The organism is Paenibacillus sp. MDV22-iso6, assembly GCF_058408365.1.
On sequence record NZ_JBZVDZ010000006.1, the window covers coordinates 365,929 to 386,338 of the forward strand.

22 protein-coding genes are annotated in these 20,410 nt (G+C 45.6%); 14 read left to right on the forward strand and 8 right to left on the reverse strand.

The window, feature by feature from the left end; genetic code table 11:
- Entirely contained in the window at window positions 1–1,905 is a 1,905-nt protein-coding gene (locus AC4PM4_RS19025; protein ID WP_090808705.1) for an ABC transporter ATP-binding protein, read from the forward strand.
- A gap of 109 nt (window positions 1,906–2,014) precedes the next feature.
- Here AC4PM4_RS19025 and cysC read toward each other — a convergent pair whose 3' ends face one another.
- Window positions 2,015–2,653: an adenylyl-sulfate kinase gene (gene cysC / locus AC4PM4_RS19030; RefSeq protein ID WP_063564275.1), complete on the reverse strand. Its 639-nt coding sequence runs from the start codon at window positions 2,651–2,653 to the stop codon at window positions 2,015–2,017.
- A gap of 148 nt (window positions 2,654–2,801) precedes the next feature.
- On the opposite strand from cysC, the gene AC4PM4_RS19035 reads away from it, so the two are divergent.
- Window positions 2,802–3,200: a hypothetical protein gene (locus tag AC4PM4_RS19035; RefSeq protein ID WP_053780509.1), complete on the forward strand. Its 399-nt coding sequence runs from the start codon at window positions 2,802–2,804 to the stop codon at window positions 3,198–3,200.
- A gap of 156 nt (window positions 3,201–3,356) precedes the next feature.
- Window positions 3,357–4,136, forward strand: a complete 780-nt coding sequence (gene pdaA, locus AC4PM4_RS19040) for a delta-lactam-biosynthetic de-N-acetylase (protein ID WP_063564277.1) — start codon at window positions 3,357–3,359, stop codon at window positions 4,134–4,136.
- Window positions 4,137–4,271: 135 nt separating this feature from the next.
- Here pdaA and AC4PM4_RS19045 read toward each other — a convergent pair whose 3' ends face one another.
- Together AC4PM4_RS19045 and AC4PM4_RS19050 are read right to left on the reverse strand one after the other, a co-directional pair.
- Window positions 4,272–5,120: a DegV family protein gene (locus AC4PM4_RS19045; protein ID WP_491614292.1), complete on the reverse strand. Its 849-nt coding sequence runs from the start codon at window positions 5,118–5,120 to the stop codon at window positions 4,272–4,274.
- A gap of 120 nt (window positions 5,121–5,240) precedes the next feature.
- Window positions 5,241–5,717, reverse strand: a complete 477-nt coding sequence (locus AC4PM4_RS19050) for a hypothetical protein (protein ID WP_491614293.1) — start codon at window positions 5,715–5,717, stop codon at window positions 5,241–5,243.
- A 279-nt stretch (window positions 5,718–5,996) separates the two neighbouring features.
- Here AC4PM4_RS19050 and AC4PM4_RS19055 point away from each other — a divergent pair, with 279 nt between their 5' ends.
- Window positions 5,997–6,383, forward strand: coding sequence for a DUF423 domain-containing protein (locus AC4PM4_RS19055; RefSeq protein ID WP_063564280.1), 387 nt, complete (start codon window positions 5,997–5,999; stop codon window positions 6,381–6,383).
- A 145-nt stretch (window positions 6,384–6,528) separates the two neighbouring features.
- On the opposite strand, the gene AC4PM4_RS19060 is transcribed toward AC4PM4_RS19055, so the two are convergent.
- Complete coding sequence (locus AC4PM4_RS19060; protein WP_053780514.1) at window positions 6,529–7,107, reverse strand: hypothetical protein; 579 nt, start codon at window positions 7,105–7,107, stop codon at window positions 6,529–6,531.
- A 230-nt stretch (window positions 7,108–7,337) separates the two neighbouring features.
- Here AC4PM4_RS19060 and AC4PM4_RS19065 point away from each other — a divergent pair, with 230 nt between their 5' ends.
- Complete coding sequence (locus tag AC4PM4_RS19065; RefSeq protein WP_017689545.1) at window positions 7,338–7,640, forward strand: YunC family protein; 303 nt, start codon at window positions 7,338–7,340, stop codon at window positions 7,638–7,640.
- 106 nt (window positions 7,641–7,746) lie between these two features.
- On the opposite strand, the gene mtnA is transcribed toward AC4PM4_RS19065, so the two are convergent.
- Together mtnA and mtnK are read right to left on the reverse strand one after the other, a co-directional pair.
- Entirely contained in the window at window positions 7,747–8,820 is a 1,074-nt protein-coding gene (gene mtnA, locus AC4PM4_RS19070) for an S-methyl-5-thioribose-1-phosphate isomerase (RefSeq protein WP_090954492.1), read from the reverse strand.
- A 44-nt stretch (window positions 8,821–8,864) separates the two neighbouring features.
- Complete coding sequence (gene mtnK / locus AC4PM4_RS19075) at window positions 8,865–10,082, reverse strand: S-methyl-5-thioribose kinase (RefSeq protein ID WP_400346475.1); 1,218 nt, start codon at window positions 10,080–10,082, stop codon at window positions 8,865–8,867.
- Between the two features lie 299 nt (window positions 10,083–10,381).
- On the opposite strand from mtnK, the gene AC4PM4_RS19080 reads away from it, so the two are divergent.
- From AC4PM4_RS19080 to AC4PM4_RS19120, 9 genes are all read left to right on the forward strand, one after another.
- Window positions 10,382–10,843: a Dps family protein gene (locus AC4PM4_RS19080; RefSeq protein WP_063564284.1), complete on the forward strand. Its 462-nt coding sequence runs from the start codon at window positions 10,382–10,384 to the stop codon at window positions 10,841–10,843.
- A gap of 127 nt (window positions 10,844–10,970) precedes the next feature.
- Entirely contained in the window at window positions 10,971–11,546 is a 576-nt protein-coding gene (locus AC4PM4_RS19085; protein WP_491614294.1) for a DUF1802 family protein, read from the forward strand.
- A 371-nt stretch (window positions 11,547–11,917) separates the two neighbouring features.
- Window positions 11,918–12,697: a Fe-S cluster assembly ATPase SufC gene (gene sufC, locus AC4PM4_RS19090; protein ID WP_063564286.1), complete on the forward strand. Its 780-nt coding sequence runs from the start codon at window positions 11,918–11,920 to the stop codon at window positions 12,695–12,697.
- Between the two features lie 24 nt (window positions 12,698–12,721).
- Window positions 12,722–14,026, forward strand: a complete 1,305-nt coding sequence (gene sufD, locus AC4PM4_RS19095) for a Fe-S cluster assembly protein SufD (RefSeq protein WP_491614295.1) — start codon at window positions 12,722–12,724, stop codon at window positions 14,024–14,026.
- Window positions 14,023–15,243 (forward strand): cysteine desulfurase, encoded by a 1,221-nt coding sequence (locus AC4PM4_RS19100; protein WP_063564288.1) that lies wholly within the window; start codon window positions 14,023–14,025, stop codon window positions 15,241–15,243. Before sufD ends, AC4PM4_RS19100 begins: the two co-directional genes overlap by 4 nt.
- Window positions 15,233–15,664 (forward strand): Fe-S cluster assembly sulfur transfer protein SufU, encoded by a 432-nt coding sequence (sufU, locus tag AC4PM4_RS19105; RefSeq protein WP_491614296.1) that lies wholly within the window; start codon window positions 15,233–15,235, stop codon window positions 15,662–15,664. Before AC4PM4_RS19100 ends, sufU begins: the two co-directional genes overlap by 11 nt.
- Window positions 15,665–15,684: 20 nt before the next feature.
- Window positions 15,685–17,082: a Fe-S cluster assembly protein SufB gene (gene sufB / locus AC4PM4_RS19110; protein WP_024629097.1), complete on the forward strand. Its 1,398-nt coding sequence runs from the start codon at window positions 15,685–15,687 to the stop codon at window positions 17,080–17,082.
- Between the two features lie 244 nt (window positions 17,083–17,326).
- Window positions 17,327–18,046 carry a M23 family metallopeptidase gene (locus AC4PM4_RS19115; RefSeq protein WP_491614297.1) on the forward strand — a complete coding sequence of 240 codons (720 nt, stop codon included), beginning with the start codon at window positions 17,327–17,329 and terminating at the stop codon, window positions 18,044–18,046.
- Window positions 18,047–18,188: 142 nt separating this feature from the next.
- Complete coding sequence (locus AC4PM4_RS19120) at window positions 18,189–18,320, forward strand: YjcZ family sporulation protein (RefSeq protein ID WP_211754048.1); 132 nt, start codon at window positions 18,189–18,191, stop codon at window positions 18,318–18,320.
- Window positions 18,321–18,459: 139 nt separating this feature from the next.
- On the opposite strand, the gene AC4PM4_RS19125 is transcribed toward AC4PM4_RS19120, so the two are convergent.
- Together AC4PM4_RS19125 and AC4PM4_RS19130 are read right to left on the reverse strand one after the other, a co-directional pair.
- Entirely contained in the window at window positions 18,460–19,509 is a 1,050-nt protein-coding gene (locus tag AC4PM4_RS19125; RefSeq protein ID WP_079697685.1) for an HD-GYP domain-containing protein, read from the reverse strand.
- A 124-nt stretch (window positions 19,510–19,633) separates the two neighbouring features.
- Window positions 19,634–20,380 carry a molybdenum cofactor biosynthesis protein gene (locus AC4PM4_RS19130; RefSeq protein WP_491614298.1) on the reverse strand — a complete coding sequence of 249 codons (747 nt, stop codon included), beginning with the start codon at window positions 20,378–20,380 and terminating at the stop codon, window positions 19,634–19,636.
- Window positions 20,381–20,410 lie beyond the last annotated feature (30 nt).

The window sequence follows — 20,410 nt, forward strand, 5'->3', positions numbered from 1 at the left end:
ATGATTTCGGAATTACAATTCTTTATGCGGAAACTGCATCGTGTAACGGGCCCGGTGTTATATTGGAACCTGCTGGGCATGATCTGCATCAGTCTGATGGAAGGAATAGGCATATATATGCTCGTTCCGATGTTAAGTCTTATTGGTATTTTTGAAATGGGTTCAACAGGTCTGCACTTACCCTGGATATCTGAATTTTTAAATCGTTTTCCGGAAAATGGCCGGTTGCTGCTGGTATTGTTGACCTTTGTTCTCATTGTCTCTGGACAGGCGTGGCTACAACGTCTTCAGACGATTCGCAACACTCGAATTCAGCAGCAATTTGTTCGAACGCTGCGCATGGAAACCTATCGTGCCATCATTATGGCGCAGTGGTCTTTTTTTCTCCAAAAACGAAAATCCGATTTTAATCATATATTAACGACCGAACTTGCCCGTGTCAGTCAGGGAACGAATATTATGCTGCAAATGGCGGCTTCCTTGATCTTCACCGGAATTCAAATCGGCCTGGCCTTCTGGTTGTCTGCCAAGTTAACTACCCTTGTCTTGGTCTGCGGATTGGTACTGTTTATTGTATTGAGAAAATTCGTGAAACGAGCAAAACAGATTGGGGATCAGACGTCGGAATATTCCCAGAGCTATTATAACGGTATTACAGAGCACTTTAACGGAATCAAGGACATTAAGAGCAATATGCTTGAAAAATCACATATTAGCTGGTTTGAACGTATGTGTGGGCGGATTGAACGTAATGTGATTCAGTTCAGCCAGTTGAACAGTGGCACACAATTGATTCATAGAATATCGGCTGCTGTCATTATTGCTGCTTTTATCTATTTATCCCTGCATGTGCTCGCTGTGCCTCCGGCAAGTTTGTTGCTTATCATTCTGATCTTTTCACGGTTGTGGCCACGATTTACATCCATTCAATCCAATCTGGAGTATATGAGTTCGATGCTGCCCGCGTTTCAGATTGTGAGAGAGTTACAGACAGAGACCGAGAAAAGCCGTGAGATTAGCGAAAAAACGGGTAATGCTAGTGAACCATATGATGAGGAGTCAACGATTCCCGGTCCTCGTTCCGTTAGAATGAAGGCCCAGGCCAAGCTGAATGAGCAGCAGAAAGATGGCAATATGCTACCTATTGAACCCCTGGTACTTAAGGAGTCCATCGAGTGTCAGCAAGTGAATTATCGCTACGAAGGCAGCGATACCTACTCGTTATTCGAAGCGTATGCATCCATCCCTGCGAGAGGTATGACAGCCATTGTAGGCAAGTCTGGAGCAGGGAAGAGCACGATGATTGATTTGATTATGGGACTCATACGTCCGGAGAGTGGTCAGATTTTGGTGGATGGGGTGCCGTTAACCGAGAATCGATTGTTAGCCTGGAGAAGTTCAATCGGTTATGTCTCTCAGGACCCTTTTCTGTTCCATACGAGTATTCGTGAAAATTTGCGTCTGGTAGATCCAAATGCCAGTGAGGAACAGATGTGGCAAGCACTACAGTTTTCTTCGTCTGCAGCGTTTGTCCGCAAACTTCCCCAAGGACTGGATACCATTATCGGTGATAGGGGCATCCGCCTGTCCGGCGGTGAACGTCAGCGTTTGGTGCTTGCCCGCGCCATGCTTCGGAACCCTTCTGTACTTGTATTGGATGAGGCGACGAGTGCGCTGGATAGTGAGAATGAACAGCACATTCATGAGGCTCTCGAGCGCCTGAAAGGGCATGTGACGGTTATTGTTATCGCCCACCGACTATCCACTATTCGAACAGCAGATCGAGTGATTGTATTGGATGAGGGCCGGGTTATCCAACAAGGGGGTTATCAGCAATTGTCTACTGATCCGGTAGGCACGTTCAGCAAACTGTTAAACATGCAGGCAGGTGTCGTGGGGCAATGAGTCTCTCGGTAAATCCGGAAATGAATAAAGCAAAAAGGCGCGCCATTAGAGGCAGCGCCTTTGATCTATGTGTAGTAGGGAAGTAATTCAATCTGATTGCCATTTGCATTTAGTGAACGATGGCATTACTAACAGGTTGCGGCAGCTGAAAAGCACCAACACGTTCCAGATGCTGCACAATTTCATGCACGGCCTCTTCGATGGACAGCTCTTCGGTATCAATAATCAGTGTAGGATCTTCTGGAATATCATAAGGGGCAGAAATCCCTGTGAAATGTGGAATGGCACCGCTGCGGGCCTTTTTGTAAAGTCCCTTTGGATCACGTCGTTCGCACTCTTCAATCGAACAACGAACATAAATTTCAATGAAATCATCCGCTTCAAAGAGCTGTTTAACCATATTCCGGTCTTGTGCATCTGGCGAGATAAAGGCGGAAAGAACAAATAACCCGGCATCTACCATCAGCTTGGATACTTCACCAATTCGGCGCAGATTTTCTTGCCGATCCTCGGCCGTGAACCCAAGATCCCGATTCAGTCCATGACGTACGTTATCCCCATCAAGTACGTAACAATGAACCCCTTTTTCGTACAGATACTGCTCGAGGGCAAATGCAAGCGAGGATTTTCCTGCGCCGGATAGGCCGGTGAACCATAAGGCACGACTGCGATGACCATTATGTTTTTCCCTATCCTGTCTGTTTAAGCTGGATTGCTGCCAAGTAATATTACGCTCTTCCTTTGACATGAATATCCGCCTCTTCCTACTTATGATATGTATAATATTTTAACATATTTACAAGATTATAGCACCTTCTGAATTTGGCGGAATTTAGCGTGAATCAACGACAATTCGGGTATAGATGTAGTACATACATAGCAGGAGGAAGACCAACATGAACAATAACATACACAACATACAGGTATATTTTCAGTGCGCGGATTGCGATCAGGATATTCGGGCAATCTTTGCTCAAGAGCAGGTGAGTGCGGTTCGCTGTTCAGAGTGTGGTAGAGCATACACATTAATGAAGCCTACCATTGGTGACGAGATTTTACTTGATTGGGAGCAGGAGGCTCTATATCATAAATTGCGCGCAGATCGCTCTGAGCATGATAATCATAATATGTCTGCCCTAATTATTAAAGTCATTGAGCTGCTAACCTGGCGGGATAGTGGTGATGGTCAGACACGTGCAATAGAGATGGTTAGAGAATGGTTGGCTTCCAGTGGAAAACCTCAGACCTTACTTGAATTGTTTCATCATCCCGAGCGAGACAATAAACGGTTTTGAACGGAGAAATGAGAACTGGGCTCCATGGTGTGTAAGTATGTGAAGCGATCTGTAATCGAAATTTACATACATTAGCTGTTCCTGTGGCATATTACCTGAAGGTGTTCGTGATAGGAAACGACAAACCGAATTTTTCAGGAACAGGAGCGGATAGCAATGAAGCGAATGGTTCTTTACATGCTGCTGGCTGTATTGACGTTCGGTACATTACCGGCACATACTGAAGCATCGCCAATAAATGGAGCTTATCATTTTGGCTTCAAAAAGAGCCAAAACGGCCAGTTGCCTTCCATTGATCAGGAAGGATTTAAGGAGATATTGCAGCATAATGATGCCATTTTCCTGGGGGATACAAAACAGAAAGAGCTGTATCTTACGTTTGATAACGGTTATGAAAATGGGTTTACGCCAGCTATATTGGATGTTCTGCGCGACAAAAAGGTGCCAGCTGCTTTTTTTGTCACCGGACATTATCTGAAAGACCAGCCTGAATTGGTGAAGCGAATGTCAGCAGAAGGCCATATTGTGGGTAACCACTCCTGGAGCCATCCCGATATGACTCGAGTTTCCAATGAAAAAATAAGAACAGAGCTTGATCAGGTACGATCTGAGGTCAATCGGTTGACTGGACAGCAAGCGACCTTCTTGCGGCCACCACGTGGCATTTTTAACAACCGGACGCTTGCAGAGAGCCACGCCCAAGGTTACGTTAATGTGTTTTGGTCTGTTGCTTATAAAGATTGGGATACCAAAGTGCAACGTGGGACAGAGTATGCACGTCAGCAGGTACTGAAACAGCTTCATCCGGGAGCAGTCATTCTGCTTCACTCTGTGTCGAAGGATAACACGGAGGCGCTAGCTTCCATCATTGATGAGGCACGTAAGCAAGGATATGCGTTCAAAAGTTTGAACGACCTGAAAACAAAAAGTTATTAATGTTACATGTTTACAATAGAAAAAGGGCATCCTGAGCTACGATAGCTTGGGATGCCCTTTCTGGCTTGGTCTTTAATGGTTTCAGCAGACATGATTCTAATCATTAAGGAAACATGCTGTGTGATGAGAGGCCTTTTATAAAACCGTGTTGTAAATGATACCGATCGTTTTGGGACCACAATGACTACATATAACGCAACCAGCCGTAGTTAATTCCACTCGTGCTCCAGTCTGCTCCTGCAGAGACTTTTGCAAATCAAGCGCGTCTTCCTCGGCCATGGTATGCACGACGATAACGAGATCGCGATCGATCTGTTCCTTATGGTTAAGTGTGTTTTGCAGCATTTGTTCCAGCGCCTTTTCCCGTTTGCCACGGACTTTGTAGGCAGGAGACATCTTGCCATCGGTTACCCGAATGACGGGGCGAATTTTCAGCAGACTGCCAATCAGGTTTTGCATGCCCGAGCAGCGTCCACCTTTATACAGATACTCCAACGTATCGATGACAAACTCAGTTCGCACATTTGGCTTGATGGCTTCAACGAGATGTGTAATCTCCGTCAGGCTTTGCCCTTTTTCTGCTGCATGAACTGCCTTCATCACCATCAGGGCAATCCCGGAAGAAAGATTCAGAGAATCCACGACAGAGATGCGACCTTCCGGGAACTCGGAACTGGCCAATCTTGCATTTTGGTAAGTTGACGAAAGTTCAGAGGACAAGCTGATATATAAGATATCATACCCTTGTTCTATGTAAGGTTGAAATGCCGTCATGAAATCAGCAGGTGAAGGTGCTGCTGTTTTGGGCAGACGCCCATCCCTGCTTACACGTTCATAGAGCTGCTCCGGCTTAATTTCAGCACCGTCCTTCAGTGATTCCTCACCGAACACGACATATAAAGGGATGATACCGATATCGTGCTGCTGGATCCATGCTGGGGCCAGATCACTTGTGCTGTCCGTGAAAATTTTGATTCGTGACATGTCAATCTCCTTTGGATACGAAAATTTGGCAATAGAATGGATCAAATGGATCATGTTGAGATGAATCAGTGTTATTTCATTATCATTTTTGAAGAATGAATGTAAAGCGGATATACGCTTCTACATCATATAGATACCTGCAATAATAAGCCCTGCAAACGCCAGGATCATGGCTCCACTGAGAATGGTTCCAATAATAGCAAAGACTTTTTTTCGATTTTTGAGAATAAGCCCAATCACGCCGAGAATGATTCCGGCCAGATTAAGAATCAGACAAACTAGAACAGCCAGAGAAGCCAGGGCAACTGCTGGATGTAATGCAATCTCCTCCACTTGGATCGGTGTGGTTACAACGCCAATTGAACTATTTATAGCCATTGTGGCAATAAAAAAAGTCAGCATGTAACCAATGATTGAGACCAATCCAATCACAAAACTTGCAATACCAGGCCCGGAATGTTTCAATCGACCCATGGATGGATCTTCAAGGGCGGAGGGGGAAGGTGTAAACAGGTTGTCATGATTGGGATCTGAATAATTCGTGCCGTAACCGGATTGATAAGGATTATTGTTATTCTGGTTATTTTGATTATCCATAAATGGTTTATCCCTCCCTTAATCGTGGTCATGAGTGTAATTAACCTAATCCGGGTATTATGATTCTCATCAAGAGAATGAAGGCATTCCTTTTTACTTTTCCATAAAAATCGATAAAAATCAAGGTTTAACGCCAGTTTTCGTCGATTTTGAGGCAAAAGCGCAACAAAGTATATATAACCAGACATATAAATGCCTTCCGCATCGGAGCTGGCTGGTAAACACTGCAAGGATTCGCTAAAATAATAGTTGAGAGATGAATTAAGGGAGAGAAGTTAAATGCAACGGAAATGGATGATGCTTGGTGCTGTACTGACAATGCTTTCGGTAGCTATTGGTGCGTTTGGTGCACATATGCTCAAGGAAAAAATTGGTGCAGACGCCATAGCCGTGTATGAAACCGGAGTGCAGTACCACATGATACATGCAATCGCACTGCTGATTATTGGTCTTACAGCGGGTCAACTTGGACCGTCCACCAAGCTCAAGTGGGCAGCACGCCTGCTATTTATCGGAATTATCATATTCTCGGGTAGTCTGTATGTACTGAGTATTTCAGGTATTAAAATATTGGGAGCCATCACCCCAATTGGCGGGGTAGCCTTTATTGTCGGATGGTTGTTATTAGCAATAGACGTCTGGCAGCGGGGAAAAGATCGCTCATGATGATTTACAATGGATGGGCATAGTTATGGACAACTTACGATGTACCAGTTCATTGTTACATGAATGAATACCTAAAAAAGCAACTTGCCTGGGAAATGTTATGGAATTCCCCCGTAAGTTGCTTTTTGTTTGAATGCTCATTGAGTTAGAGAAACTCATCAATTTCATTGGTTCGGAACGTATACACTTGTTTTTCATCCACATGGTAGACGCTTACAATGCTGGTATCCCGATCAAAATTCAAGATTCGGCATGGAATGCTCTGATGCCGGCCGTTCTTGTTGTTCACAACGATCCGAGTAAGACGGTTTTCTTTGATAAGGGTATCAATCCATACATCGAATGAATTTCCGTTGGTAGTGTTGGATGCTTCGGTTGAAGGAGCTTTCTGGGAAGCAGGTGTTTCGATTTCACTTTGTGGTTTAACTGGAACGGTTGAAGCCGTCGCTTGATTTGGTGAAGAGTTCTTCTGTCTTGCATTGGATTGTGATTTTTTTCTTTCTTTATGAAGAAAGGCGAATGAGTCCTTTTTGGACTGCAGAGTCACTTCAATAATTTTGCCAAGCTCTATGCCGGATTGAATCCGGAAGTCTGCAATTTGTTCCTCTTTGTTTATAAACTCCAACAGGGACTGCAGTGCCAATGCATTCGAGCGGCTCTTAATAAGAATATCGACATTGAATAAAAAGCCGATTTCTTCTTCGTTGGATAAGGTTTCTTTCATTGATCCCAGCCCCGTTAAAAGATATGTCAGCAAAAACATGCTTCAATACACTATATCATTAAAAAGGCAATAATCATAGTGCTGGAGACATAGAAAATGAGCAACCACTTAGGCGAAATCAAGTAAAACCATATGCATTTCCAATCCTTTTCCGCAGGTGTCCACACCGCTATCCAGAATGAGGCATACAATTATCGTGACCTGTGGAAGAGGAGGTGTATCGGGAAATTATGGTGACGATGGAGCCGATTGTGGTTGGAGAACATGTTCTGGTCGGGGTAGAAGTGAAGTTGCCCAAAACGACATTACTGACGATTAATACATCCAAAGGATATATCATGTGCGGAGCACTCGATGTGGGATTACTTAATGAGAAGCTTGGGGATCGCAAAATTATTGCAGCTCGGGCGGTTGGCGTGCGCACATTGGAACAGCTGCTGCATGCACCTATGGAGTCGGTGACAACGGAAGCCGAAGCTATGGGCATTACGGTTGGCATGACGGGTGTAGAAGCATTGCTCAAGATGATCTAATCCCTGAATAATCAACAATTAAAGAGAGGGCTCCCCTACTGGGAAGTCCTCTCTTTAATTTACATGTACAAATCCTATATCAAACGATAAAACATGTTTCCACTAATTAAGCTTCATCCTTGGCGAACAAGGCAGCTAGATTCTCTTTGAAAGGAGCGCGAACGACGCCTTTTTCCGTAATAATGGCTGTTACATATTCGTTAGGTGTGACGTCAAACGCTGGGTTGAATACTTTCACACCTTGCGGTGCTGTACGTTTGCCAAATCCTTCGGTTACTTCCTCCGCAGCACGTTCCTCAATCGGAATGAGGTCTCCGGATGGCGTAGACAGGTCAATGGTGGACAGTGGGCTGGCTACATAGAATGGAATGTTGTGCGCTTTGGCAAGGACCGCTACGCTGTATGTTCCGATTTTGTTAGCTACATCCCCATTGGCAGCGACGCGGTCTGTACCCACGATAACTGCCTGAATCCAGCCTTTGGACATGACCATGCCTGCCATGTTGTCGCAGATCAGAGTAACGTCAATACCGGCTTGCTGGAGCTCAAAGGCCGTAAGGCGTGCACCCTGAAGGACAGGACGAGTTTCGTCTGCGAATACTTTCAGGTTGATGCCGCGCTCGTGAGCGAGGTACATCGGTGCAGTCGCCGTTCCGTATTTCGCGGTTGCAAGTCCGCCTGCATTACAGTGTGTGAGGACACCCATACCGTCTGCGAACAAAGGAAGAGCATTTTCACCGATTAGGCGGCAGACTTCTTCGTCTTCTTTTTGAATCAAGAGAGCTTCCGCTTCAAGAGCAGCATTACTATCTTCGATATTTGCACCGAATTCAGCGAGGTCACTGGCTTTTTGCATCATACGATCCAGCGCCCAGAACAGGTTAACAGCCGTTGGACGGGAAGTGGCAAGATGAGCACAGATGGATTTTACATGATCCAACCAGCCTTGTACGGCAAGTCCGTCATATGCCTTGGCACCGAGCACGACGCCAAATGCAGCAGCGATCCCGATCGCGGGAGCACCGCGTACTTTCATCGAGTGGATGGATTCCCATACCTCTTCGGGCGTGTACAGTTTCAGCATCAGAATTGTTTCAGGCAGCAGACGTTGGTCAAGCATTTCAAGCTTGTCCTGTTTCCATATAAGGGAGGACAGAGGCTGATGTTCAGGGGTTGTCATGGATGTTCCTCCGTTCCTTGAGTTATGCCGTATCATTCTTTGAGTTAGGCTTTAATAGAAGTAACCGCAGTAGCTACTGTATCTAGAAGTTCACCAATGGTATTCAGATTGCGATTACGTTTGATGAGTGCTTTACCAATCGCCAGCGCTTTGCGCTGAGCACGTTCACGTTGTGTTGCATCTTCAATCGTATCGATATCTGCGACATGCGCGAGTCCAACAATACGACGGACCATTTTCGCACCAGCAAAGCCAGCAGAGTCTCTGAATAATTGTTGTACATAAAGATCTTCATATCCAGGCGCTTTGGCCATAGGATCAACCAGGTCGGAAGTCCACAGACCACGGAAGCGGGATTCGAATTCAGTCCATACGTCACGAACCATATCCAGCAAAATCGTTTCACGCTCATGAAGAGCCGTCTGATCCTGGATTCGACTTGGCAGCGAGGCGTAGTGGAGAAGCAGATTGGCAAGCACGGCTCCTACATCAAATCCCATTGGGCCGAAATAGGCAAATTCGGGATCAATGACTTTCGTGGATTCAGGTGTGACAAAAATACTGCCTGTATGCAAATCACCATGAAGTAGAGCTTGACCATGGGTGAGAAATTTCTCGCGCAGCAAGGCTACTTCAAGATGAAGTTCTCCATCTGTACGAAGTGCTTCCGCTTCATCTTCAATGGAAGCCTCATAATTATTTTTCTCCGCAATGCGATACGGTTCATCAAAGATCAGATCTTCGGTTATTTTACATTGATCCGGATTGACGAATCTGCCCTGTTTCTCTTTCTTCAATTGCTGGTTCATGCCAAGATCTGACGTGAAAAACAATGTTCTTGCCATGAACTCCCCAATATGTTGTGCAAAAAGAGGATATGTTCCGCCATCGATGAGGCCTTTACGCATAATCACATGATCGCTCAAATCTTCCATCACGGTTAAGGCGAGATCATCATCATAATGGTACACTTCCGGCACCATTCCCGGACATAGACGATACTCTTCCTGTAGGATTTCCCGTTCAATTCTGGCACGTACCAGAGACAATGGCCATGATTCTCCGACCACTTTCGCATAAGGAAGAGCCTGTTTGATAATGATACTTTTATCGGAGTTCTGATCCGTGATATGGAAGACCAAATTCAGATTGCCGTCACCGATCTCACGACATTCCAGATTCGCATCTGCCGCAAACGGACCCGGTAAAGTTTTGGCCAGTTCGATTGCATCCTGGGGTGTAAAAGGGTGATATTGGGACAAGAATGCCACCTCCATATATATGAAGAAACAGGAAAACCCACTTCTTTGCTTGGTATATGTCAGTATATCGGAAATAACTGTGATTTTGTACCCTTTTTTTGAGACAGCCCATACTGGACTTGTTTCGAACTTCCGGTGTACGGGTAAAAACAAATAGGCCGGACGGTTGACAGAAATACCGCCGACAAGGCTCCCCACCACTGGGTGGTGCCGAAATGTTAAATCTCTGTCATTTACGGCAGGATAACCTGCTTTTAGTGAATGTCAGACTAATTTTATAATAAAAGGATGGGATTAAGATGGCTACAAAAAACAAAACAGATCAAGCAAAATCGGTGGAACAAGTACTTAATCGTCAGGTGGCAAACCTGAACGTCCTGTATGTTAAAATCCATAACTATCACTGGTATGTAAAAGGACCTAACTTTTTCACACTGCACGTAAAATTCGAAGAATTCTACAATGAAGTGACTGTACAAATGGATGAAATTGCTGAACGTATTCTTACCCTCAAAGGTAGCCCAGCGGCTACGATGAAAGAATATCTGGAGATTTCCTCCATTCAGGAAGCAGCTGGTGGCGAAGATGCCAACACAATGGTACAGAATCTGATCGAGGATTTTGCTACATTGTCGAACGAGTACCAGGAAGGTATTGAAGTGGCGGACGCTGCAGAAGACCAACCAACATCTGATATGCTGACAGGCTTCAAGGCTGATCTGGAGAAACATATGTGGATGCTTCGCTCTTTCTTGGGCTGATTCCATCCTCATTTACCGATTTGGTTGCCTTATAAATCATACAGTTACTCTAACCTATCTTTCACGTTGCCAGGACGACGCCGAGCGTCTATACTGCTGACAAGACTGACTTGGGGAGGAGAACTTTATGATAGGCACAATGATACCAGCGTTAAAAGAATGGGCCTCCGCAATCAAAGCGCTGGAAACGGGTCGCCAAGTTATGGTGATGCGCAAAGGCGGGATTGTGGAGGAAACCCGACGTTTTGAGTTGAAAAGTCCAGCGTTCTATCTGTATCCGACTTATGAACATCAGCGTAAAGAACTGATAAAGTCCTCTGATCATTTCTATGTTGAGGAATCATTGGCCGAATGGGTGCCGGAAGCTTCGACGATCCGTCTCACTGCATATGCTGAAGTGACACAGGATTTGGAGATCAGAGATCAGGAGATGCTGGATCGACTTCTTGACTTTCATATGTGGACAGCGGATTTTGCCGAAGACCGACTAAAGTGGAAACGCAAAGATCCACTCCACGTATTGATACTCCGAGTGTACCGTTTGAAGGAACCGATGGAGATTCCCGTATTACCTGAATACAACGGATGCCGTTCATGGATTTCCATTCCGAATGGTCCGGTGCCGCGCGAAATGACGCCGGTGGTGGACGTTGCGGATTTTGACGAACAGGTACAGAAGATTAACGAGATGCTCAAAATGTAATGTTATTTATCGGAAGGACTTGTCCATGATATGGATAGGTCCTTTTTCAATTGAGAGGATCAGATTTGATAAAAGATTGAATCCCTGTGATTTTTCTCACTGTCTATTTATGACGTAGAAGTTTTGTCATTTGATTCAATCTGGCTTTTATTATAGAATCAGATAGAATAATGTTTCCTGTAAGGGACAAGAGTTCTTAGGAAATGACTTGATAATCATTGAGAATCAGTTTAGAATTATTCTAAAGTGATTCTTGCTTTGGAGATTGGAGTACAGGAGAAATTCAGGGGAAGCCCTGTTCAGATATTAATAGGTGCTTTTTCGTTTTCGACAGTAAACATCAATTTAATCAATGGAGGGAAACAATACACATGGCTACGAATTTCGTCATTGAAGGTTTGAAAGCGACGATCGAAGGTAAGGAAATCCTGAAAGGCATCAACCTGGAAATGAAAGGTGGAGAAATCCACGCAATCATGGGTCCGAACGGAACAGGTAAATCAACACTGGCTTCTGCACTTATGGGGCACCCTAAATATGAAGTAACAGAAGGTACGATTACACTTGATGGTGAAGATGTACTGGATATGGCTGTAGACGAGCGCGCTCGTGCAGGTCTGTTCCTGGCTATGCAATACCCGAGTGAAATTGCTGGCGTAACGAATTCTGACTTCCTGCGTAGCGCAATTAACGCACGTCGTGGTGAAGGTAACGAGATCTCCCTGATCAAGTTCATTCGCCAAATGGAAGGTAAAATGAAAGAACTCGACATGAACCCTGAGTTTGCTCACCGTTACCTGAATGAAGGTTTCTCCGGTGGTGAGAAAAAACGGAACGAGATTCTGCAAATGATGCTGCTTGATCCAAAAATCGTAGTACTCGATGAAATCGACTCCGGTCTGGATATCGATGCTCTGAAAATCGTAGCAAACGGTGTAAACGCAATGAAGAGCGAAGATCGTGGCTTCCTGATCATCACTCACTACCAACGCCTGTTGAACTACATTACTCCTGACTATGTACACGTAATGATGCAAGGTCGTATCGTGAAATCTGGCGGACCTGAACTGGCTCACCGTCTGGAAGCTGAAGGATATGACTGGGTTAAGGAAGAGCTGGGAATCACAGACGAAACTGTAGGTCAAGCGTAAAGACAAAACGGAGGAGGATAATCAATGACTACACAAACAATTCTTCCGGTTGAATCTGAAGCGCTTCGCGCCTTGTCGGAAAGCAACAATGAACCCGGCTGGTTGACCGAGCAGCGTCTCGAAGCCCTTAAGCTAGCAAGTGGGCTTGCGCTTCCTAAACTGGAAAAACAAAAAATCGAACGCTGGAATGTCAGCGAGTACGGCACGTATAAAGCTAGTGAAGCGATTGCTTCCCTTGAGGAAGTACCAGCTTCCATTAAAGATCTGGTTAAGGACCAAGCGGAAGGCAGTCTGGTTATCCAGCGTAATTCCGGTACGGTATATTCCAAGTTGTCTGCTGATCTTGCAGCAAAAGGAGTTATCTTCACGGATCTTGCTACAGCGGTTCGCGAACACAGCGATCTGGTAAAACCATATCTGAATACGGCTGTGAAAGCAGATGAGCATTCCCTTGCTGCACTGCATGCAGCACTTTGGAACGGTGGGGTATTCCTCTATGTTCCGAAAAACGTAGAGATTGAAGTTCCGCTGCAAGCGGTACTGCTTACAGATGATGCTACTGCAACATTTGCACCGCATGTGCTTGTAGTTGCTGAGTCCAACAGCTCCGTTACTTATGTGGATAACTATGTATCTGGCGAACTGTCTTCACCTGTATTCCATAACGGTGTTGTGGAAGTATTCGTGAAAGCTGGTGCCAAAGTCCGTTTCGCATCAGTTCACCAACTGAGCACAAGTGTTACTGACGTATCTTTCCGCCGTGCAGTGGTGGAGAACGACGCTTCGATTGAGTGGATCGTTGGTGAGATGAACAACGGTGATACTGCAAGCAACACGATGACGGTTCTTAAAGGGAACGGCTCAAGCTCCGATTCCAAAGTTATCGCAGTAGGTTCCGGTTCCCAAAAACTGAACTACACAACAGAAGCTCGTCACTTTGGCAAAAACACGCCAAGTCAGATGATTACACGTGCAGTTATGCGTGAAGAGGCTTCTGCAATCATTAACGGAATCACGAAGATTGAGAAAGGTGCTACCAAAGCGGACGGACAGCAAACAGAGAAAGTACTGATGCTGAGCCCGAAAGCACGTGGAGACGCCAACCCAATCCTTCTCATTGATGAGGATGATGTAACAGCTGGTCACGCGGCTTCTGTAGGTCAAGTCAATGTGGAGCAAATTCATTACTTGATGTCGCGCGGGATTAACCGTACGGATGCGGAACGCCTGATCATTTACGGCTTCCTGGCTCCGGTGGTGGCGGATATTCCTTTGGAAGCACTGCGTACCCAATTGCAGTCTCTCATCGAACGGAAACTGGGACAATGAACCCGGCTATCCGCGAGCAGTTCCCGATCCTCCACCAGGAAATCAACGGACACCCGCTCGTATACCTAGATAACGCAGCGACTTCCCAGAAGCCGCTGGCTGTAATCGAAGCGATTAAACATTATTATGAATTTGAGAACTCCAATGTGCATCGTGGTGTTCATACGCTTGGAAGCCGTGCAACGGATGCTTATGAAGGCGCACGTGAGAAGGTTGCCAAGTTTATCAACGCACGGCGCACACAGGAGATTATTTTCACCCGTGGGACAACGACCGCTCTGAATTTGGTGGCTTCGTCCTACGGACGCTCAGTCTGCAAAGAAGGCGATGAGATTGTTATTACGCAGATGGAACACCATAGCAATCTGATTCCATGGCAGCAAGTAGCCAAGGAAACGGGAGCGACATTGAAATACATTCCGCTACAGCCGGATGGCAACATTGATTTGGCTGATGTGGAGAAGACGATTACGAACAATACCAAAATTGTAGCAATCGCGTATGTATCCAATGTTATGGGTGTTGTTCATCCGGTAAAACAAATTGCTGAAATTGCACACCGCAATGGTGCTGTCATCGTTGTGGATGGCGCACAGAGCACACCGCACATGAAGGTGGATGTGCAGGATCTGGACTGTGATTTCTACGCATTATCCGGCCATAAAATGTGCGGACCAACCGGGATCGGTGCACTTTACGGCAAAAAGGCGCTGCTGGAGTCCATGGAGCCGGTTGAGTTCGGCGGTGAAATGATTGATGATGTGGGTCTCTATGAATCCAATTGGAAAGAGCTTCCTTGGAAATTCGAAGGTGGAACACCGATTATCGCAGGTGCGGTTGGATTGGGCGCTGCTATCGATTTCCTGGAGCAGATTGGCATGGATGAGATTGCTCATCATGAAAGTGTGCTGGCAGCTTATGCAACGGAACGTATGGCCGAGATTGACGGACTGACCATTTATGGGCCAGCTAAGCGTCATGTCGGAGTGGTTACATTTAACCTCGGTGATGTACATCCGCATGATGTGGCAACTGTGCTTGATGCGAGTGGCGTAGCCATTCGTGCTGGACACCACTGTTGCCAACCGCTGATGCGCTGGCTTGAAGTCAGTTCAACAGCTCGTGCCAGTTTCTATCTATACAATAACGAACAAGATGTGGACCGGCTTGTCAGCGCCTTAATCCAGACAAAGGAGTATTTTGGCGATGCAACTTGATGATCTGTACCGGCGTGTCATAATGGACCACTACAAAAACCCGCGGAACCGCGGAACGTTTGATAATGAAGCTGTCACGGTGAATTTGAACAATCCAACGTGCGGCGACCGGATTTCACTGCAACTTTTGCTGAAAGACGGAATCGTTCAGGAAGCCAAGTATACGGGGGAAGGTTGTTCCATCAGTATGTCCTCGGCATCAATGATGACCGAGGCAGTCAAAGGCAAAACGATGGATCAGGCACTCAACATGGCTAACCGTTTCTCCTCACTGATGAAAGGGGAAGAAGTCGATTTCGACGATTATGAAGATCTCGAAGCCCTATCCGGTGTGAACAAGTTCCCTGCACGCATCAAATGTGCCACATTGGCCTGGAATGCTTTACGCAAAGGAATTGACGAAGAGGACAATGTACAATAACGATAGGGAGGTAGAGCAAGATGGCTAAAAAAGCACCAGAAATGGAAGAGTATAAATATGGTTTTCGCGACGAGCACAAATCCATCTTTCAAACCGGTAAAGGTCTGACTGCAGAAGTCGTTACGGAGATTTCCAAAATCAAGAACGAACCGGAATGGATGTTGGAATTCCGTTTGAAATCCCTGAAACAATTCGAAAAAATGCCGATGCCTAAATGGGGCGGAGATCTTGACGGATTGGATTTCAACGAAATTCAGTATTATGTCCGTGCTTCTGACAAGCAAGGAAAAACATGGGAAGAAGTTCCTTCCGAAATCAAGGAAACTTTTGATAAATTGGGTATCCCTGAAGCGGAGCAAAAGTTCCTCGCAGGTGTATCGGCTCAGTATGAGTCCGAGGTTGTATACCACAACATGCAAAAAGAATTGGAAGATCAGGGCGTAATCTTCATGGATACGGATACTGCACTTAGAGAGCATCCGGAAATCCTGCGTGAATATTTCGCAACCGTTATTCCACCAGCAGATAACAAATTCGCTGCATTGAACAGTGCCGTCTGGTCCGGAGGAAGCTTCATCTACGTGCCTAAAGGCGTAAAATGTGAAGTGCCTCTGCAAGCCTATTTCCGGATTAACTCCGAAAATATGGGACAATTCGAGCGTACACTCATCATTGCGGACGAAGACAGCTTCGTTCACTATGTAGAGGGCTGTACAGCTCCAATCTACAGCACGAACTCACTGCACAGTGCGGTTGTTGAGATCATCTGTAAGAAGAATGCTCGTGTTCGTTATACAACGATTCAAAACTGGGCACCAAACATCTACAACCTGGTTACGAAACGTGCGGTTGCTGAAGAAAATGCAACGATGGAATGGGTCGATGGCAACATCGGTTCCAAACTGACGATGAAATATCCAGCAGTTGTACTGAAAGGCCGCGGAGCTAAAGGTTCGGTTCTGTCCATCGCTGTAGCTGGTAAAAATCAGCATCAGGATGCAGGCGCGAAAATGATTCACTTGGCTCCAGATACAACATCAACGATTGTATCCAAGTCGATCAGTAAACATGGTGGTAAAGTAACCTACCGTGGTCTGGCTTCCTTTGGTCGCCAAGCGGAGGGCGCAAAATCCAATATCAAATGTGATACGCTCATTCTGGATAATGAGTCCACATCCGATACGATTCCTTACAATGAAATCATGAATGATAACATCATGCTTGAGCATGAAGCTACGGTATCCAAAGTGTCCGAGGATCAACTCTTCTACCTGATGAGCCGTGGTTTGACCGATGCAGAAGCAACACAGATGATCATCATGGGCTTTATTGAACCGTTCACGAAGGAACTGCCGATGGAATATGCGGTAGAGATGAACAGATTGATCAAATTCGAAATGGAAGGGTCAATTGGTTAATCCAACTGCCCTAACCCGTTTCGAAACGTCGATTCTGATTGTGGCAAAGTTGTGCTGAATCAGTTTCACGTGAACTAAATAGCAGATCAAGAAAGATCGAGGGAGTTTATCCCTCGATCTTTTTTTATTGCAGTAGAAACGAACTGGGATGCTCTATCCTGGGTTTATTTGTAATAAAATAAGATCAATAGCACAAGCCATTTACTAGATTTAAGCATCTAATGATAGAAAAGGATGTGAATACATGAGCATAAATCCGTTTAAGGGATATCGGATTACGAGTTCATTTGGCTATCGAATTCATCCTATTTCTGGCGGTCAGACATTTCATCGTGGAATCGATCTCGTCACAGAGCCATGGAATGGGCCCATACATGCATTTATGGACGGGACTGTACGTTTTGCTGCGGAAGGTGCTACAGGCTCAGGATTCGGCGGTTACGGGCTTACGGTTGCAGTACAGGATCATAGGGGCTACTTGCATTGTTATGCTCACCTTTCTAGAATTGCAGTGAAAGTTGGACAGCAAGTGAAACAAGGACAGCTTCTTGGCAACCAGGGGAGCACGGGTGAAAGCACGGGTCCGCATGTGCATTATGAGGTACGCAAAACGAGCTCCCCTTCGTATGGATACACGGCTAGTGAAAATGGTGTTGTTGATCCAGGGATATATTTGCAATCTGAATATAGTTCGACGGTTGAAGGACAGGAGGGGACCCCAATGACGACGGAGGAAAGGGCACGATTAACAGCGATGGAGAAGACGCTGGAATCCCAGTCAGCCTGGATTCAGCAGCAGAAGAGCATTTCCAGTATGGCTTGTCCGTCTTGGGCTGAGGAAGCTTATCATTACTACCAACCATATATAATGAACGAAACAGGCAGTTATGACTTTTGGAGATTACTTGTCATCATGTATCGTAAGGAGAAGGGAATCAAGGTCTCTTCCAGTTCCTCAAGTTAACGAACAGATCAGGAGTATATGTGAAGATTGATTTAGGCAAAAGCAGGCAGACAACCATTTATTGAATGTTTCCAGTTCGCCCGGTTCATCCCAACGCAAACGTCATATGTTAGGGTATACCTGATGAAGAGGAGGCAATCACATGAGCGAAGTAGGATATGGCTGTGGGGGCAACGTAGGCGGCGTAGGCGGATACAATATGTTCACAAACACGGGTGCGATCTTGGTACTGTTCATTCTGTTGGTTATCATCACTAAAGCATTCTTTATTTAATATGATATGAACAAATCGGTATTCAAAAAGGGAAGCCTTAACGGCTCCCCTTTTTTGCGTCAAATAATATAACTGTGTAAGAAGTTCACTTGAGCTTGGGTTACTCTAACTGCTGCTGCGCATACCTAAATACTAATGGTTACTGGATATAAATTTCAACGATAGCTACATCTCTTTCCTTCGCTAAATCAATGAAGGCTGTAGAGGTCTGAACGAGTGGGCGGAAGTAATCCGCAGGGTTGTTCAAGATAATCAGACCGGTTTCGCCGGTCGTGAGCAGAACCCTTTTGCCAATAAAATTGGGTAGCATGTGTTTGATGAGTTCCTGCGTAACTTCAGCATTCAACTGGCCGAAGCTGAGGCTGTACAGTTCGCATAGCACGGAGATTAATTCCTGCTTGGTCTGATACACCCGATTAGTCGTCATCGCGCTGTACACATCGGCTACAGCCGTTATACGGGCAAATGGGTGAATCTCGTCACCTTTCAGTCCGTAAGGGTAGCCACTTCCATCCTCGCGCTCATGATGCTGGAGGGCAACGGTTGCAAGGATCTCGTCCTGAGTGGACTCTTTGACAATCTCATAACCATATAAGGTATGTTTCTTCATTTCTTCGAATTCTTCCGGCGTTAACTTGCCCGGCTTATGTAAAATTTCAGAAGGAATCTTGGACTTGCCAATATCGTGAAGATATCCTGCTTTGGCCACGGTTAGACACTCCTCAGGATTGTAGCCCATCCAGCCGGCGATATAAAAAGCGAGCATTCCGACTTGTAAGGAATGGTTGTAGGTATAGTCGTTATCCCCGTCAAGCATCAGCAGCAAGGAGACAACGTCCTTTTGTTTTTCAAGCTGTCCCGTTAGGGTTATCAGTATTTCATCGACCTGAGTCTCATCAATAAAACCCTTCTCCATCGCTTGTCCAAACAGAGATTCTGTACCTTTGATCGTATCGTTAAACAGGTTAGTTAACAGACGGGTTTGATCGGAAGGTAAGGTTTGTGCATCAGAGTGGAGGTCAGATGTTGTATGCTCTACATCTGCGTAATCGATTCCGTGCTGCAGCAGCTTGGCAATATCATCGTCGCTGAGTGTGGAACCTTTCATCAGCATGTGGAGACCCGAACTGTTGTACACATCATTTTTTAACAGGTCGCCAGTTTTAAGATCAGTAACATGCACTCTCACGTATAAACCACCTTTTCCTCGACTAATATCGACATATATGATTATAATAACAAGAAAAAAATGGGTTGACAACGACTTATTTACTAATTTCATCACCCGTCGAACAGGTCGAATGACTAGTTATTTAATTGTCTGTAGGGTTCCAGGGTCCTAGTTGATGACCTTTCCACTCGGAACCATCTTCCCATATTTCTTTTTTCCAGATGGGTACATTCTGTTTGAGTCTTTCAATCGCGTAACGGCTTGCGTCATAACAGTCACTGCGATGAGGGGAGGAAACGGCAATAACGACGCTGATCTCTGCTACGTCTACCTTCCCAATCCGATGGCTAATCGCACATTTTACGCCTGGCCAGCGTTCATTGATTTCACTACCGATAGCTGCCATCTGAGAAAGTGCCATAGGTACATAGGCCTCATATTCAAGATGAACCGTTCGTTGTTGTCCGGTCATTTCACGGGTGGTGCCAACAAAGGTAAGGGCAGCTCCATGGTTTGACGTAATGACGAGCTCCGTTGTAGCTTCGACGGACAGTGGGGACTGGGTGATCAGGAATAATCCGTCATCCGTACGATGCTCAGGATGGGTAGAACGATGTCCGTCACCATTCAAATGGGAACCATCTCCTCCCGATACGGGGGGGATTAAGGCGAGTTCATCCTGGGCCTTGATTATAATATCGGCAGAAGCATACTGCTGGTTTACTGCAAGAAAAGAAACACGTATTTGAGCAGCCGCTTCAGGGTAAGCAAGGCCCAGTTTTTCTTTTAATTGCAAAGGAGTTGGATCCGTTCCGGGATAATCATATTCAAGCAGGGATGTGCCCAGACGTTCAGCGATTCCTGCAAATAGTTGAATTGTTAATTTCATGGAAATTACTCACCTCTTTTTAATCTCTAA

Bases quoted from the DNA above. Each gene is read 5' to 3' on its own strand.
- sufD (WP_491614295.1), top strand. From the start codon at position 12,722: ATGACTACACAAACAATTCTTCCGGTTGAATCTGAAGCGCTTCGCGCC.
- sufB (WP_024629097.1), top strand. From the start codon at position 15,685: ATGGCTAAAAAAGCACCAGAAATGGAAGAGTATAAATATGGTTTTCGC.
- AC4PM4_RS19045 (WP_491614292.1), bottom strand. From the start codon at position 5,120: ATGTCACGAATCAAAATTTTCACGGACAGCACAAGTGATCTGGCCCCA.
- mtnA (WP_090954492.1), bottom strand. From the start codon at position 8,820: ATGACAACCCCTGAACATCAGCCTCTGTCCTCCCTTATATGGAAACAG.
- sufU (WP_491614296.1), top strand. From the start codon at position 15,233: ATGCAACTTGATGATCTGTACCGGCGTGTCATAATGGACCACTACAAA.
- AC4PM4_RS19100 (WP_063564288.1), top strand. From the start codon at position 14,023: ATGAACCCGGCTATCCGCGAGCAGTTCCCGATCCTCCACCAGGAAATC.
- cysC (WP_063564275.1), bottom strand. From the start codon at position 2,653: ATGTCAAAGGAAGAGCGTAATATTACTTGGCAGCAATCCAGCTTAAAC.
- AC4PM4_RS19025 (WP_090808705.1), top strand. From the start codon at position 1: ATGATTTCGGAATTACAATTCTTTATGCGGAAACTGCATCGTGTAACG.
- AC4PM4_RS19130 (WP_491614298.1), bottom strand. From the start codon at position 20,380: ATGAAATTAACAATTCAACTATTTGCAGGAATCGCTGAACGTCTGGGC.
- AC4PM4_RS19055 (WP_063564280.1), top strand. From the start codon at position 5,997: ATGCAACGGAAATGGATGATGCTTGGTGCTGTACTGACAATGCTTTCG.
- AC4PM4_RS19050 (WP_491614293.1), bottom strand. From the start codon at position 5,717: ATGGATAATCAAAATAACCAGAATAACAATAATCCTTATCAATCCGGT.
- AC4PM4_RS19115 (WP_491614297.1), top strand. From the start codon at position 17,327: ATGAGCATAAATCCGTTTAAGGGATATCGGATTACGAGTTCATTTGGC.
- AC4PM4_RS19065 (WP_017689545.1), top strand. From the start codon at position 7,338: ATGGTGACGATGGAGCCGATTGTGGTTGGAGAACATGTTCTGGTCGGG.
- pdaA (WP_063564277.1), top strand. From the start codon at position 3,357: ATGAAGCGAATGGTTCTTTACATGCTGCTGGCTGTATTGACGTTCGGT.
- AC4PM4_RS19035 (WP_053780509.1), top strand. From the start codon at position 2,802: ATGAACAATAACATACACAACATACAGGTATATTTTCAGTGCGCGGAT.
- AC4PM4_RS19080 (WP_063564284.1), top strand. From the start codon at position 10,382: ATGGCTACAAAAAACAAAACAGATCAAGCAAAATCGGTGGAACAAGTA.
- AC4PM4_RS19085 (WP_491614294.1), top strand. From the start codon at position 10,971: ATGATAGGCACAATGATACCAGCGTTAAAAGAATGGGCCTCCGCAATC.
- AC4PM4_RS19060 (WP_053780514.1), bottom strand. From the start codon at position 7,107: ATGAAAGAAACCTTATCCAACGAAGAAGAAATCGGCTTTTTATTCAAT.
- AC4PM4_RS19120 (WP_211754048.1), top strand. From the start codon at position 18,189: ATGAGCGAAGTAGGATATGGCTGTGGGGGCAACGTAGGCGGCGTAGGC.
- sufC (WP_063564286.1), top strand. From the start codon at position 11,918: ATGGCTACGAATTTCGTCATTGAAGGTTTGAAAGCGACGATCGAAGGT.